This window comes from Vreelandella neptunia, assembly GCF_000712975.1.
In the GTDB taxonomy this organism is placed as follows: Bacteria; Pseudomonadota; Gammaproteobacteria; order Pseudomonadales; family Halomonadaceae; genus Vreelandella; species Vreelandella qaidamensis.
This window is the reverse complement of sequence record NZ_JHQL01000003.1, coordinates 394,163-409,243: the sequence shown is the minus strand read 5'-3', so window position 1 is coordinate 409,243 and position 15,081 is coordinate 394,163. Positions and strand designations below refer to the sequence as shown.

Sequence of the window (15,081 nt, the reverse complement as noted above, 5' to 3'; positions counted from 1 at the left end):
CTTGTAGGCATTTGCTCATCTGAGCGATAAGCGGGTTATTGGAACCACTACTAGAATGATGATTGGCGCATCCTGCCACCACCAATAGCCCGCAAAAAATATATAACGTCTTATTATCTACTGCGTTGACAACGCTCAAGAACGCGACCAGCGTGCTGCAATTCGTACCGGCAAATCATGCTCCACTTCTTGCAATGCACGCTGAATAGCGTAGTAAAAGCCATCCGCCTGGGTACTGCCGTGACTCTTCACCACAATACCCTGTAGCCCTAAGAGGCTGGCCCCATTATAGCGTACCGGGTCTAGCTCCCGCTTAAGCCTCTTCAGTGCAGGCCTGGCCAGTATACTTGCCAAACGTCCACTCAGGCGTGACTCAAACGCCATTTGTACACGCTCCACCAACATACGAGTCAGCCCTTCACTGGCTTTTAACGTGACATTACCAACGAAGCCATCGCACACAACGACATCAAGATCACCTTGAAAAATATCCCCACCCTCGGCGTAGCCCAGGTAGTCAAAGCTTAAATTGGCAGCACTTTCACGCAGCAAACGATCCGCCTCGCGTACATTAGCACTACCTTTTGTAGCTTCTGAACCCACATTCAGCAAGGCAACGCGGGGTCGCTTGACACGATCCATACACTGAGCCATAGCGGCACCCATCATGGCAAAGTCAAATAGCCTAGATGCAGGCGAATCTACATTTGCTCCTAAATCAAGCAAATAACAGCGACGTCCACCGCGCGCAGGGATGGCAGTACTTATTGCGGGTCTTGAGATGCCAGGCAACATACCAAGCTCACGCCTCGCTAAAGCGACCAAGGCTCCGGTATTTCCCGCACTTACTCCTGCCACCGCTTCACCTGAAGATAGGCTGCGCAGCATACACGCCATACTAGTAGCGCCTCCGCGTCGCATTGCCCAAGCAGCCGTTGCTGACTGGGACACGCTTTCTGAAGCATCAGCTACCACCAAACGTGACGTTGCCGCAGCCAAAGGCTGCGGCAAACGCGAAAGTTCAGCATTAATCTGCTGACGCGGACCAAACAAAGTTAACGCTAGGTCGGGGCGTTCAATTACTGCCCTGGCGGAGCCTTCGATAATGGCACGGGGGCCTTGGTCACCCCCCATTACATCAATCGCTAGGCGCACACAGCACCCACCCTGTTTTGCCGCTCATAAAGGTGCTAAGGCTTAAACCTCAACCACTTTACGACCACGGTAGAAACCGTCTGGAGAAACATGGTGACGCAGGTGAGTAGTACCGGTTTCTTTGTCCTGGGACAGAGTCGGTGCGCTCAGCGCATCGTGGCTACGACGCATGCCGCGCTTGGAACGAGTTTTACGGTTCTGTTGAACTGCCATGGGTGTTTACTCCAAGGTAATTAAGGTAAGTGATGCTTACTTTTTGCCTTTCAAAGCGCCACTGCTTTTCAAAGCACTAAGCACTGCGAAAGGGTTCTTGGCCGGAGCGGACTCATCCGCTGTGCCTTCGGTCTTGCTGACCAGCTGCTCCGCCGAGACATGGCATTCGGTCTCATCGTGATAGACCACCTGCGGCAAGCTGAGGATAAGCTCATCCTCTATTACCGTCAGCAAGTCCAGCTGTTCATTTTCCACCAGCACCGGCTCATGACTGGCAGGCAGCTCGGCAGCCAAAGCTTCGTCTGCAATCATTCCTAATAAGAAATCACTGGAAACGTCTTGGCTTAGCGGCACCAGACAGCGACGACAAGGCAGCGCCAGAGTCGCTTGTAAGTGGCCATGAATTTCGCGACGGCCTTGGGCATCAACGCCAAACTCGAGCACGACATGACAGTCGCCGGTTTGGTCACCTGCTTCTTCAGCTAGGCGTGGCAGCTTATTCAGCGCCACAATGCCTTCTAATCGTTCGCGGCGGGCTGCAAGCTTATAAGGCTCGACCCGGCTGGGGATTTGTGAGGTCAACATAGGCGCGCAATGATAGGCACTCGCCCCTCCGCTGTCAAAGCTGTCGGTGCAATTCTTATGAGATTATCTCCCACAACCACGTAAATAGGCAGGTTGCTACGCTTTCGTTACACTCGTATAAACGGCAAATAACGCCTCAACAGGCTAATTAAGGAGACAACCGTGCCTCAAACGGACAATGCCACACTTGTTCTCGCTTCTAGCTCACGCTTCCGCCAAGCATTACTGGATAGGTTACTCGTGCCCTATCAGTGTTGCTCACCGGACATTGATGAAACGCCCTATTCTAATGAAACGCCCAGCGCACTAGTACACCGTTTGGCACTTAGCAAGGCCAACGCCGTCGCTGAGCGCTTCCCCAACCACTGCATCATTGGTTCTGATCAAGTAGCCCTGTTTGAAGGCGACATTCTCGGCAAACCTCATACCGAAGAGCGCGCACGGGAGAACCTAACGCGCTTTTCTGGCCAGAAAGTGACTTTCCTAACAGGCTTGGCGTTAGTTGACACTCGCCACCAGCGGCATCACGTCCATATCGAGCCATTTGAGGTGTTTTTTCGCTCACTAAGCCAGCAAGAAATTGCGCGGTATGTTGCCCTTGAGCAGCCGCTGGACAGCTCAGGCAGCTTCCGCATGGAAGGGTTGGGCATCAGTTTGTTTGAAAAGCTCGAGGGTCGAGACCCAAACGCACTGATTGGACTCCCTCTCATAGCCCTGTGCGACATGCTTCGCCAAGCAGGTATGAACCCGCTCGGCGACACCTAGCGTATAGCTCTTTTACGCGCCAAGCATTACTGGGCCTGAAAGCGCAAAGGAGCATGCGTATGCTGTAGCCCAAGCACCTCAGCGGCGGTTTGGGTAAAGCGGCGCGTCAATCGCTCGAAGGGGTCTAAGCTAGGCGTATAGTTTTCCCACTCAGCATCGCCTACTTGATCACGGGCCACTTGTTCGAGACTGGCTAGCTCATCTACCAGCCCCAGTGCTAACGCCTGCTCTCCACTCCAGATAAGCCCTGAGAAAACCTCAGGGCTATCGCTCAAACGCTCACCACGCCCTGCCTTCACATCGTCTATAAATTGCTCATGGGTTTGAGTCAGAACGCTTTGCCAGAAGTCAGCCACGTCGTCGTCAAGCGGCTGAAAAGGATCCAAGAAAGCTTTATTTTCACCGGCAGTCATTACGCGACGCTCTATACCAATCTGGTTAATCGCCTCTTGGAAGCCAAAGCCAGAATAAATAACGCCGATAGAGCCAACTAGACTAGCTCGTGACGCCACGATGCTATCGGCAGCGGAAGCAATGTAGTAAGCGCCACTCGCACCAATATCCTCTATCACAGCAATAATAGGCTTATCGCCCTGATCACGCAGACGCATAATTTCTGCATAGATACGCTGCGATTGAACAGGGCTTCCACCGGGGCTATCAATATGCAACACAACAGCCGTCGCACCACTTGATGACCATGCACGATTCAACCCTTTAATAATGCGCTCCGCATTTGCTGGCGCATCACTGGTGATCACACCATGCACTTCAACTAACGCCAAATGGCGCTGCGTAGGCAAGGAGGCAGTCGGTTCAGCCAAAAATACGCGGTATAACATTGTTGTTAGCGATATAAGTACAATCGCCAGCAACATCAAACGAAAGAACAGTTTCCAACGCCGGGTTCTGCGCTGCTCTGTTAAAACACCACCAACCCAGCGGTCCATCATTTCCATTTGTGTTAAACGCTGCCGCTCACGGAGCGTTTCAGCATCATCATTTTTTTCACCCGAGCAATGCGCTCCCGAACCTTCAGCACCTGACAGCGGACGCTGCTTGGCTTGCTGGGAAACGTCTGGCCCTTGCGTCCAGCGGTCACTCACTTGATCTGATGAAGGCACTTTATCGGACTGGGAGCGGTCATCAGAGCTGCCGCGATGCTGCTCATCACTCATAAACAATTCCTAGTATTAACTGGGGCATAGCGCTAATAATCGTCGCTCTTCAACACAATCTAAAAGCTCTGCGTAACCTGAAGGCTGGGCAGGGTACTTCAACTAGTCATACAACCAATCGAACAGGCTTTCTACGTCATCCGCCACCCACACAGGCTGACTGACTGCCAACCGCGCGGGAGTATGCACGCCGTAAGTAACGCCCACACGATCCATATTAATAGACCTAGCCATTTCAAGGTCATACTCGGTATCGCCCACCATTACAGCGCGCTCGACGGGCACCTTCAGCTCGTCAAGCAGCTCAAGAATCATCTGAGGGTGGGGCTTCGAACGCGTTTCATCTGCCGTTCGACTGGCATGAAACCAGCCGCCACTCTTTGTTTCGGAGAAAATTCGGTCTAGACCACGGCGACTTTTCCCTGTCGCCACCGCCAGACGCTGATGAGAACGTTCACGCAGCCGGGCAATCTGCTCTTCTACGCCATCAAAAAAAGGCATGGGCGTCGAGTCACCATCTACGAAATGATAGGCATAGCGCTGGCGCAAGCGCTCGGCCTGAGCCGCTTCAATACCAGGACATAATTTAGCTATCGCCTCAGGCAGGCCCAAACCAATAATATCTTCAATAGCATTGACGTTTAACTCACCCCACTCAGCATCAAGAGAAGCGGCCTGCATGCAGGCAACAATTTTTGGCACAGAGTTCATCAGTGTGCCATCCCAATCAAAGATAATTAGCTCATAGCGCATGTTGTTTCCTTTATTTCCGAGCGCGTTTTAACGCTTCTTCCAATGCCTCAGGCAGCGGTGCTTTCACCGTAACGGGACGGCCATTGCCAGGTTCAGGAAACGTTAATGCACGGGCATGAAGAAACAGCCGCCCCAAGCCAAGGCGCTGCGCCATGTGATTACTTTCGCGGGTTCCATATTTATCATCACCCAATAGTGCATGCCCCGCGTGAGCTGCATGGACACGAATCTGATGGGTGCGGCCTGTCACAGGCTCTGCCTCTATCAGCGTGACTTTTTCAAAGGTTTCCACTACCGAAAAGTGAGTCCGCGACACCTTGCCATTAGGATCTACTCGCACCCGCCGCTCACCATTACCCGCATCAAAGCGATCTAAGCGAGCACTCACATAGGTTTTCCGTGCAGGCCAGCGTCCGCTAACCAACGCTAAGTAGCGCTTGTCCATAGCGTGCTTTTTCAGCGATTCGTTGAGTGTGACTAACGCATCACGAGATTTTGCCAACAGCAAACACCCCGATGTATCACGATCTAAGCGGTGAACAAGCTCTAAAAAAGTCAGGTCATCGCGCACTTGGCGCAGTGCTTCGATTAAGCCAATTTTTACGCCACTTCCCCCATGGACAGCTAAACCAGACGGCTTATTAATCACCATCCAATCCGGCCCCTCCATAATTACACTGCCAATTAACAAATCACGTAAATTGTCACTAACCTCTTTAACGGCTTCTCTCGGCGCTAAACGTAGTGGCGGCACACGCACCAAATCGCCAGCTTGAAGTCGATAATCCACTTTGACGCGTTTCTTATTAACCCTTACCTCGCCTTTACGCACAATGCGATAAATCAATGCACGAGGAGCACCTTTTAAACGCGTCATTAAAAAATTGTCGATCCGTTGACCTGCTTGTTCCGGGGCGATATCCACCCACTGTACTTCCCGCCCTTCGGACATTAACGCTCACTCCTGGTGTGATCTTATAGCAACAGGCTAAAAACGGCATTCTAGCGTAGACCAATGCGCATTGCGTCAATTGCTGGTAGTTGTCTTTACTGTTATATTCCAAAACGTTCAGCGGCCAAGTGTGGCTTACCCGTAAAAAGACACGTCGTAACGGGTGCGTTACCACGCTTCGCCTAGCGCCTGCCCGACAAACACGCAGGCCAGAGCATAGGCAAAATGGCGTAGTGTACGCATTACCCAAACGCCTAACGCATTGAAGCGACTACTGAAATAACGTACTGGATAGACAGTTACTTTGTCGTATGTTTTTTGGCGGCAAATACACATTTGCTTTGCCCGCAATGGCAAGCAATTTGAATTAACAAACGTCACGCCCCAAGCGGCTTCTCCTGTTCGTCACAAGGTGCTGCTCGACTTGGGGCGCCAAGTTCAACGCTGTGCCGATAACCGGCGTTGACGAATCGATGAATGCCAGGTGTTGGCGGTGTCAGCAGAGCCGGATGGACGTGACAGCCACCGAAACATGTTCTGCCTCCGCCACGTACTCAACGCCCTTTCGGCCGGGATGGCATAATTGCCTTTCCGGTTTAATGCGTCAGCATAGCAATGCGCCGAGCACAAGCACGCAGCACCCAACGATTCGTCTACTCCACGGCTCGTCGGCACGCAATGCTATGTGAGAAAACATGAAACGGATGCTAATTAACGCAACCCAGCCAGAAGAGCTTCGGGTTGCACTGGTAGACGGGCAACGCCTTTACGATTTAGACATCGAATCTGGCGCCCGAGAGCAGAAAAAAGCCAATATTTACCGGGGTAAGATCACCCGAGTAGAACCCTCCCTTGAAGCCGCCTTTGTTGATTTCGGTGCCGAGCGTCATGGCTTTCTGCCGTTAAAAGAAATTTCACGCGAATATTTTATTAAAGATGTTTCTGGCCGCCCCAGCATCAAAGAAGTGCTGAAAGAAGGACAGGAAGTTATTGTCCAAGTTGATAAAGAAGAGCGCGGCAATAAAGGTGCTGCACTCACTACTTTTATTAGCTTAGCGGGTCGCTTTCTTGTACTGATGCCTAACAACCCTCGCGCGGGTGGCATTTCACGCCGCATTGAAGGTGATGACCGCAGCCAACTGAAAGACGCGATGGGCCAACTGACAGTGCCGGACAAAATGGGCCTGATCGTTCGCACCGCTGGTATCGGCCGCAGCCCGGAAGAGCTTCAGTGGGATCTGGATTACCTCGTCCAAGTGTGGGAATCCATCACCACTGAGGCAGGCAAGCGTTCGGCCCCTTTCCTGATCTATCGCGAATCTAATGTCATTATTCGCGCCATGCGTGATTACCTGCGCCAAGACATTGGCGAAGTGTTAATTGACAGCCCTGAGATTCATGCAGAAGCGCTGGGCTTTATTCGTCAGGTAATGCCTTCTTACCAGCAGAAAATTAAACTTTACGCAGATGAAGTCCCTCTTTTCTCGCGCTTTCAAATTGAGTCGCAAATCGAAACTGCTTACCAGCGCGAAGTAAAACTTCCTTCTGGTGGCTCTATTGTTATCGATCACACCGAAGCACTGGTCTCTATTGATATCAACTCTGCCCGGGCTACACGTGGCAGCGATATTGAAGAAACCGCACTGCAAACTAACTCTGAAGCAGCTGACGAGATTGCTCGACAGTTGCGCTTGCGTGATATCGGTGGCCTTGTAGTTATCGACTTTATCGATATGGGCCCTGCGCGAAATCAGCGCGAGGTTGAAAACCGCATGCGCGATGCGCTGAAGCTTGATCGTGCACGCGTTCAGATTGGTCGGATTTCACGCTTTGGCTTAATGGAGATGTCGCGCCAGCGCTTACGTCCTTCGCTTGGTGAGACCAGCGGTGTGGTTTGCCCACGTTGTAACGGCCAGGGCACGATTCGTGACGTACGCTCATTGTCGCTCTCCATTATGCGCCTGATTGAAGAAGAGGCGATGAAAGAGCGCAGCGCTCAAATTCGCGCTATTCTGCCGGTACCAGTGGCTACCTACCTGCTGAACGAAAAGCGTAGCGTTCTAGCAGACATCGAATCACGCCAAGGCGTGCGGGTAGTTCTTTTGCCGAATCCCGAAATGGATACGCCGCATTATGACGTTCAGCGGCTGCGTGATGACCACTTAGACGATGACGAGAGCCTAACGCTATCCAGCTTCGAGCTATCGACTGATACCGAAGTGGGCAAAGAACCAGACCCAAGCTTTACTCCGCCCGCCATGCGCGCTGAAGCCGCGGTTAAAAGTGTTGTGCATAACGCACCAGCGCCCGCCTCTCTTCAGACAGAAGAGAAGGCAGAGAAGGTTACAAAAGCAGACAAAGTCGTTGCTGCGACCACCCCTGTTGCTGAAGAGCAGCCTAGTGTGATTGGCCGCTTTATCAGAGGCTTTGCCAAACTGCTAGGGGGGGAAGATAGCAGCACGAGCGAGCCTAAACAGGAAGCTCCTGTTGCCCGTAAGCAGCCTGAAAAAACAGGCAGCAACCGCACGCAGCGCAGCGAAAGCAAGCCAAAGCCGGCTCGTGAACGTGGCGAAAGCACTAGCAAAAACGAGCAACGCAGCCAGCAGCAGCCGAGTAATCAGCAACCTAGCCAACCGCGTAATACTGATAATAACGACGACGCTAACGACAAACGCAGCGGTCCTAGCCGTACTCGTAATCGTCGACGCCACCCTCAGCAAGACGATGCCAAGACCCTAGACAACGACCAGAAGAGCAGTCGTCAAAAAGAACAGCAGACAAATCAAGCGGCCAAAGAATCGCCTAAAGATGAGCCAGCTAAACCTACTGCTCAACCAGAAAGCCGTCGTGATAAACCGCGTGATGCAAAGCAGAAAAACGAAACTACCCGTGAGCCTGCATCACAAACGGACGACAAACAAGATGACGGCAAACCGAAGCGCACGCGTAATAATCCGCGTAACCGCACGCGTAAACAGGCCGTTAACCCTCAAGCCGAAGCGGAACAGCTGAAACTGCAAGCCGAAGCGGCTGAAGCCACCTCTGCGGAAGCCACCTCTGCGGAAGCCCCTTCTGCTGAATCACCCGCTGTTGAAGTACCCAGCAGCGAAGCAGCGCCTGCAAGCCCCTCTTCACATGATGAGGCCAGCACAACAGCGGTGCCAAGCGATGAAGTAGCGACTGAAGCGCCTGACCAAGCTGTAGAAGAAACAACAGTTGCCGATGGAACAACGGCTGAGCGCCCTGCTGAAAAGGCAGATAAAGCACGTAAAGCTACTCGCCAGCGTCGTCAACCGCAGAAAACGGAAGATAACGCTGAAACTGCCGCAACAGAAGCGAGCGTAGAGAAAAGCTCTGAGGATAAACCTCAACAGCCGACTGATGACCAAACCACTGTTCAAGAAGCGCCTCAAGAGGCTAACAGCCGCTCGTCTGAGGTCGAGAATATTGAACCTTCGTCAGTTAATACGGAAGTAGAGCCACAGGAAGAGCCTGCTGCAAACGTGAAGGAGTTTGATACCGCACATAGCGAATCAACAAGCTCACGTGATGAAGAAACTACACAAGAGACTGATAAGCCCCAGCAGCCGACACCTCAAGAACTTGTGCGCCAGGAACCGGTGTTGCCTCAAGTGACTCAAGAGACAGCACAAGAAACATCAGCACCCGCTAGCACACAGGCAGAAGTGCCAAAAGTTGCTGAGGACGAGACTGTCGATAGCACTGATAACCGTCAGGTGCCCTCGCACGACGTAGCGGCTAGCACTGAGGCCAGCTCACCAGAGACAGCTGAGCAACCGGAAGCTTCTTCAGACAATAACGCGGAGAGCAATACGAACGCTTCAGACACTAAAACCGCGCCAGAAGCCGCTGACATTACTGCTACTGATCAAGAAAGCGATCTTCAGCCTACGTTAGCGAACAATGAAGAAGAGGCTCAAACGCCTTCACCAGAAGCTCCCGAAACAGTAACACCTGAAGAAGCACAGCAAGTGACTACCGTTTCTACACAAGACGAAGTACCCAAGCCACGTCGCCGTCGTCGCGCTCATAACGATCCTCGTGAACTGCGTAAACAAGCACAGAACACGACGAATGAGTGATCGCTAGCACTTAAGACACGTGCTGCACTAAAAACCCCGCTAAGCGGGGTTTTTTCATGCTTGTATTAAGCGTGGTTCGGGCTCTAACTCAACACCAAATTGGCCATAGACCTTGCGGACAATATACTTAGCAAACTGCAGTAGCTCAGGGCGATCACCGCCGCCAAAATGCACAAGCACCAATGCTTGCTGTGTGTGAACACCGAAAGCTCCTTGCCGAGCTCCTTTCAACCCGCACTGGTCAATTAACCACCCCGCTGCCAGTTTGCTTTTCCCATCAACCTGGGGAAAATATGGCATGTTAGGATGCGCTTGTAACAAGCGCGATAGCTGTTCGCTACTAACCAGCGGGTTTTTAAAAAAGCTTCCCGCATTCGCGAGCATATTAGGATCCGGCAATTTTTCTCGACGAATAGCGCACACCGCTTGAGCTACCGCCAAGCAACTTGATGAGGCCGATACACGGGCAGCTAAATCCCCATAACCTAGTCTTGGTTGCGGTTTTTTTGATAATCGAAGCGCCAACTGAGTAATAACAACTTTATCTGCTAGCGCTTTTTTGAAAATGCTATCACGGTAACCAAACTGGCAATCATCGGTGCTTAACCAACGGACCTTGCCTGAGGCTAGTTCTACTATTTGCACTCCCTCTATGACGTCTTTAAGCTCAACACCATAAGCACCGATATTTTGCACTGGTGCTGCACCGCAATCACCTGGTATTAACGCTAAGTTTTCAATACCCCACAGGCCACGAGCCGCTAGCGTCATTACTAACGAGTGCCAATTAACACCAGCCCCCACATAGGCAACAACCGACTCTCCGCGACTTTCTAGCCACCACTGCTGTATACCTGGCCGAATCGCAATGCCTTTCAATGCCGTAGGAAGCAGCACGTTACTGCCACCTCCCAAGAGGGTAATGCGCCACCGTTTATCAACGGCTTCACGCACGACATACTGGAGCGCATTTAGTGTTTTAGGAACCACATACCGTTCCGCCTGACAGGGTAAACGCAGCGTATTTAAAGAGGTTAAATCGACCGATTGGCAACAACTGAGCAAGTCACTAACACTTCTTTCACACCCTGTGTTTTCACAACCTGTGTTTTCACAACCTGTCATTTCTCAGCCCGTCGTTTCTCAGATGGGCAATTAGCCCTACAGAAGCCGCCTCAATTAAATCCAGGACATGTTCAAAACCCTCGTCTCCACCATAATAAGGGTCGGGCACTTCTGCCTCAGGCAGATCAGCAAACTCTAAAAAAAGCCCCACATGGGCACGACTATTGCTCGGCTGAAGCGCTTGCATCGCCTTGAGGTTGTCGCGATCCATGCCTAATACGTAGTCAAATTCAAGAAAGTCACCAGCACTGAGCTGACGAGCGCGCAAATGACCAATATCGATACCACGCCTTGATGCGGCTACTTGCGCGCGGGTGTCTGGCGCTTTTCCAACATGCCAGTTACCTACACCACAAGAGTCAACGATAATATGACGATTTAACCCAGCCTCTTCAACAGCGTGCCAAAAGACGCCTTCGGCCGTTGGCGAACGGCAAATATTACCTAGGCAGACAAACAGTACACGCTTCATTCGCTGTCACCTCCACTCGCTAGTAGCGCTCTCACCCGGACTAAGTCTTCAGGCGTATCCACACCCGGCGGGTTAATAGTGCTGGCAAGCGCAACTTGAATGGCATAGCCATGCTGAAGCGCACGCAACTGTTCCAATTGCTCCAACTGCTCAAGACTCGATGGTGCCAGCTCACGATAAGCAGCAAGAAAACTGGAACGGTAGGCGTATATACCGATATGACGCAACCAAGCATCGGTAGCTAACAGCTCGGGCTGTGTTTTAAATTGCTCTCGATCCCACGGAATGGGCGCACGAGAAAAGTACAGGGCTCGGCCCTGTAAGGAGCGAACCACTTTGACGACGTTAGCGTTAAATAACGTTTCAACATCGGCAATGGGCTCAGCAAGTGTCGCAATGGCTGCTTCTGGGTCTTCGGCTAACCGCATGGCCACTTGGTCAATTAAAACCGGCGGAATAAGCGGCTCGTCTCCTTGCACGTTCACTAACAAAGCGTCATCGCTTAGCCCAAGGCATTCTGCCACCTCAGCCAATCGATCGGTGCCAGAAGGATGATCCGAGCGCGTCATCACGACCTCTGCACCGTAGGGCAACATCGCCTCACGGATGCGTGAATCATCAGTGGCCACCACAACACGGCTTGCTTGGCTTTGACAAGCCCGGCGCCAGACATGGGCAACCATAGGCTCGCCCGCTATATCCAGCAGCGGCTTACCCGGTAAGCGGGTTGAGCCAAATCGTGCGGGAACCACAGCAATAAATTCGGTTTGAGCGACTGACATTACGCCTCTCCGGTACGACCTGGCGAGATAGGCAATTTTTCATCGGCATCCATCGTGCGCGCCTCTTCAGGAAGCATCACAGGAATGCCTTCTTGAATAGGATACGCCAAACCGTCGTAGTGGCAGCAAAGCTCTTGGGCTTCACGGTTATACTTGAGCTTGCCGTTGCAAAGTGGGCAAACCAGCATTGCCAATAGTTCTTTATCCATCGGTGTATCCCTTTTTAGAAAGCGCTGACAATTTAGCTGCCAGCCAGTGTTCAAACTCTGGCGGAAGCAAGGCTTCTACCTCTAGCACCCAGCTATCGGGTGGCGCAAACGCTTGGCACTTCACTGCATCTTTGGCAGTCATTACAACTGGGCGCTGATGACTAAAACGGAAAGTCTGGTCATCAAACCGCTGATGATCTGCTAGCGGACGCATCTCGCCGTCCACACCCAAACTGCGCAGCGTATTAAAAAAACGCTCAGGATGGCCAATACCCGCCACAGCATTCACAGGTGGCACAAATGGTAGCGGAGTGATCGGCACACGCTGACCATCCCGCATTCGACGCCAACTTAGCGGCGCTAATTGCATCGCTATTCCTTCAACTGGCAAGGGGCAACACTGCTCACCATTAATAATCACAGCATCAACTTGAGCTAATCTACTAGGCGATTCTCTCAGCGGCCCAGCGGGTAAACACCAACCATTACCCAGTCCCCGCGCCCCATCAATGACGACTAATTCAATATCACGTCCTAACGCCAAATGCTGTAATCCATCGTCACTAACAATAATATCGCACCCTTTATCAACCAAGGTTTTAACACCTCGTGCACGGTGCGGGTCAGCCACTACCGGACAGCTCGTTTGCTGCACCAGCATTAATGGCTCATCACCACTTTGGGCCGGATCGGTTAGTGCGGTTACTTCTAATGGATAGTGCGATGCTTTACCACCGTACCCACGAGTAATGATGCCTGGGGACCACCCCTGCGTCCTCAGCCAGTTGACCAGCCACGCAACTAAAGGCGATTTACCAGTTCCACCAAGGGTAATATTACCCACCACAATAACGGGCACACCTGCTTTAAAAACTGGTTTTTTACCAGTGTGGTAGCGGGTGTTTCTCCACATCATAAGATAACGGTATAAACAACCCAATGGATATAACGGTGTTAGCCAACGGCTTCCATGATAGGCCGCTTTGAGCCAGCGTTGCTCAACACTCATTCATTATCCTGGAACTGAAGTTGATGCAGTGCCGCGTAAGCGCCTCCGGCTTCTAATAGCGCTTGGTGGGTCCCCTGCTCAATAATACGCCCTTGGTCCATGACCAAAATACGGTCAGCTCGTTCAATCGTGGATAGGCGGTGGGCAATGACCAGCGTTGTTCGGCCTTTACACACATGCTCTAGCGCTTTTTGTATATAGCGCTCGGATTCGGTATCCAGTGCTGATGTCGCCTCGTCCAAAATAAGAATAGGCGCATCTTTAAAAATCGCCCGCGCGATGGCCAAGCGCTGACGCTGGCCACCCGAAAGCATCACGCCATTTTCACCCACTACCGTGGCATAGCCCTGGGGCAGCTTCTCAATAAACTCACTGGCATAAGCCGCCTGAGCAGCGGCTTCAATAGCGGCTGGATCTGGGTTGGTTACGCCATAGCCAATGTTATCTGCAATGGTGGCATTGAATAGCGTGACTTGTTGCGATACCAATGCAATATGCTGACGCAATGGACCCAGCGCATATTCATCAACATTTACCCCATCAATCAAAATACGTCCTTCGCTAGGCCGATAAAAACGCGGCAACAGGCTGACCAATGTCGACTTACCGCTGCCTGAGCGGCCAACAATTGCCACTAACTCGCCTGGGGCGACGCTAATGTTAATATCACGTAGTACGTTAGGCTGATCGTCAGCGTAGCGAAAACTAACATTATCGATCACTACGCTACCCGTTAGCTGTTGAGGAATTTTTTTACCTTCATCCTGTTCAGGGGTCATATCAAGTAGGCCAAATAGCTCAGCCGCCGCCGCGATGCCTTTTTGAATCTCACTGTTCACTTCAGTGAGCTGACGCACGGGTTTGATCATTAGTGCAGCCGCTGTAATAAAGGCTACAAACTCACCCGGCGTCATGTTTTCCATCAGTGCAGGTGCCATCGCTAACCAAACCAAAATCGCCATCGAAATCGCGACCAGCATTAAAATTACTGGTGAGCTTACGGCACGCGTCATCGCCTCTTTCATACTTTGGCGACGATTTTCTTCACTTACTCGCTCAAAACGCTGTTTTTCATACGCTTCAGCCCCATGCGTGCGCACGACACGGTAGCCAGAGAGCGCTTCAGAAGCGACATGGGTAACATCTCCCATGGAGTGTTGAATACGCTTAGAGATTCGTCTAAACCGTTTGCTGACATAGCCCACTACTCCAGCGATCACCGGCGTTACGCCTAAAAATAACAGCGTTAGCATCCAGTTTGTCCAGAAGAGATAACCAATCAACCCAATAACGAATAAGCCTTCACGCAAAATAATAGTGACAGCTTTCGTGGCAGCGCCTGCCACCTGTTCTACATGATAGGTAACCCGAGATACCAAATGACCGCTAGAGTGATGATCAAAAAATCGCCCTGGCAAATGCAGTAAGTGCGCAAAAACATCACAGCGTAAAGTATGAATCACATAGCGTCCGACATAAGACATAAAATAAGTGCTTAAAAATGTCCCTACCCCGCGCGATGCAAACATAATCACCACAAATAGTGGGAGCAGTAGCCGAAAAGTAGCATCAGGATTTTGAATACCATCAATCAGTCGTTTCATCATTTCAGCTAATGCCGTACTGGAAGCGGCATAAATGACGAAGCCCACTATCGCTAACGCAAATGCGCGCCAGTGGGGCTTTACGTAAGTTAACAATCGTTTATAGAGAACCCAACCTGAATCAGTCACACGCGCTCCTGGCCATAGTGTGCAGTTGCCAGGATTCTACCTTATGG

The 15,081-nt window shown here is 51.6% G+C and carries 14 protein-coding genes; 2 read left to right on the top strand and 12 right to left on the bottom strand.

Annotated elements, in window-relative coordinates; genetic code table 11:
• Window positions 1-135 precede the first annotated feature (135 nt).
• The 3 genes from plsX to CR46_RS0109920 are packed head-to-tail and all read right to left on the bottom strand — an operon-like array spanning window position 136 to window position 1,953.
• On the bottom strand, window positions 136-1,155 hold the full coding sequence (plsX, locus tag CR46_RS0109930) for a phosphate acyltransferase PlsX (protein WP_030072413.1): 1,020 nt from the start codon (window positions 1,153-1,155) through the stop codon (window positions 136-138).
• A gap of 42 nt (window positions 1,156-1,197) precedes the next feature.
• Window positions 1,198-1,368 (bottom strand): 50S ribosomal protein L32, encoded by a 171-nt coding sequence (rpmF, locus tag CR46_RS0109925; RefSeq protein WP_009099300.1) that lies wholly within the window; start codon window positions 1,366-1,368, stop codon window positions 1,198-1,200.
• Between the two features lie 36 nt (window positions 1,369-1,404).
• Complete coding sequence (locus tag CR46_RS0109920) at window positions 1,405-1,953, bottom strand: YceD family protein (protein ID WP_030072409.1); 549 nt, start codon at window positions 1,951-1,953, stop codon at window positions 1,405-1,407.
• Window positions 1,954-2,115: 162 nt separating this feature from the next.
• Here CR46_RS0109920 and CR46_RS0109915 point away from each other — a divergent pair, with 162 nt between their 5' ends.
• The gene (locus CR46_RS0109915; RefSeq protein ID WP_030072407.1) at window positions 2,116-2,718 is read left to right on the top strand and encodes a Maf family protein; all 603 of its coding nucleotides are present in this window, start codon (window positions 2,116-2,118) and stop codon (window positions 2,716-2,718) included.
• A 26-nt stretch (window positions 2,719-2,744) separates the two neighbouring features.
• Here the strand turns inward: CR46_RS0109915 and sppA are convergent, their stop codons facing one another.
• From sppA to CR46_RS0109900, 3 genes are all read right to left on the bottom strand, one after another.
• Window positions 2,745-3,896 carry a signal peptide peptidase SppA gene (gene sppA, locus CR46_RS0109910; protein WP_030072405.1) on the bottom strand — a complete coding sequence of 384 codons (1,152 nt, stop codon included), beginning with the start codon at window positions 3,894-3,896 and terminating at the stop codon, window positions 2,745-2,747.
• A gap of 102 nt (window positions 3,897-3,998) precedes the next feature.
• A complete protein-coding gene (locus CR46_RS0109905; protein WP_030072403.1) occupies window positions 3,999-4,649 on the bottom strand; it encodes an HAD family hydrolase in 651 nt (216 codons plus the stop codon).
• Between the two features lie 10 nt (window positions 4,650-4,659).
• Window positions 4,660-5,601, bottom strand: coding sequence for an RluA family pseudouridine synthase (locus CR46_RS0109900; protein WP_009722038.1), 942 nt, complete (start codon window positions 5,599-5,601; stop codon window positions 4,660-4,662).
• Window positions 5,602-6,296: 695 nt separating this feature from the next.
• On the opposite strand from CR46_RS0109900, the gene rne reads away from it, so the two are divergent.
• Window positions 6,297-9,704 (top strand): ribonuclease E, encoded by a 3,408-nt coding sequence (gene rne, locus CR46_RS0109890; protein WP_030072401.1) that lies wholly within the window; start codon window positions 6,297-6,299, stop codon window positions 9,702-9,704.
• A 54-nt stretch (window positions 9,705-9,758) separates the two neighbouring features.
• Here the strand turns inward: rne and murB are convergent, their stop codons facing one another.
• From murB to msbA, 6 genes are read right to left on the bottom strand one after another with little or no spacing between them, the layout of a single operon-like run.
• On the bottom strand, window positions 9,759-10,829 hold the full coding sequence (gene murB, locus CR46_RS0109885) for a UDP-N-acetylmuramate dehydrogenase (RefSeq protein ID WP_084180437.1): 1,071 nt from the start codon (window positions 10,827-10,829) through the stop codon (window positions 9,759-9,761).
• On the bottom strand, window positions 10,816-11,301 hold the full coding sequence (locus CR46_RS0109880) for a low molecular weight protein-tyrosine-phosphatase (RefSeq protein ID WP_030072398.1): 486 nt from the start codon (window positions 11,299-11,301) through the stop codon (window positions 10,816-10,818). Before CR46_RS0109880 ends, murB begins: the two co-directional genes overlap by 14 nt.
• Window positions 11,298-12,083, bottom strand: a complete 786-nt coding sequence (gene kdsB / locus CR46_RS0109875) for a 3-deoxy-manno-octulosonate cytidylyltransferase (RefSeq protein ID WP_030072396.1) — start codon at window positions 12,081-12,083, stop codon at window positions 11,298-11,300. The genes CR46_RS0109880 and kdsB overlap by 4 nt, the downstream gene beginning before the upstream one ends.
• Window positions 12,083-12,292: a Trm112 family protein gene (locus tag CR46_RS0109870; RefSeq protein WP_030072393.1), complete on the bottom strand. Its 210-nt coding sequence runs from the start codon at window positions 12,290-12,292 to the stop codon at window positions 12,083-12,085. The genes kdsB and CR46_RS0109870 overlap by 1 nt, the downstream gene beginning before the upstream one ends.
• A complete protein-coding gene (gene lpxK / locus CR46_RS0109865) occupies window positions 12,285-13,301 on the bottom strand; it encodes a tetraacyldisaccharide 4'-kinase (RefSeq protein WP_030072392.1) in 1,017 nt (338 codons plus the stop codon). The genes CR46_RS0109870 and lpxK overlap by 8 nt, the downstream gene beginning before the upstream one ends.
• Window positions 13,298-15,034 carry a lipid A export permease/ATP-binding protein MsbA gene (gene msbA / locus CR46_RS0109860; RefSeq protein ID WP_030072390.1) on the bottom strand — a complete coding sequence of 579 codons (1,737 nt, stop codon included), beginning with the start codon at window positions 15,032-15,034 and terminating at the stop codon, window positions 13,298-13,300. The genes lpxK and msbA overlap by 4 nt, the downstream gene beginning before the upstream one ends.
• Between the last annotated feature and the right edge of the window lie 47 nt (window positions 15,035-15,081).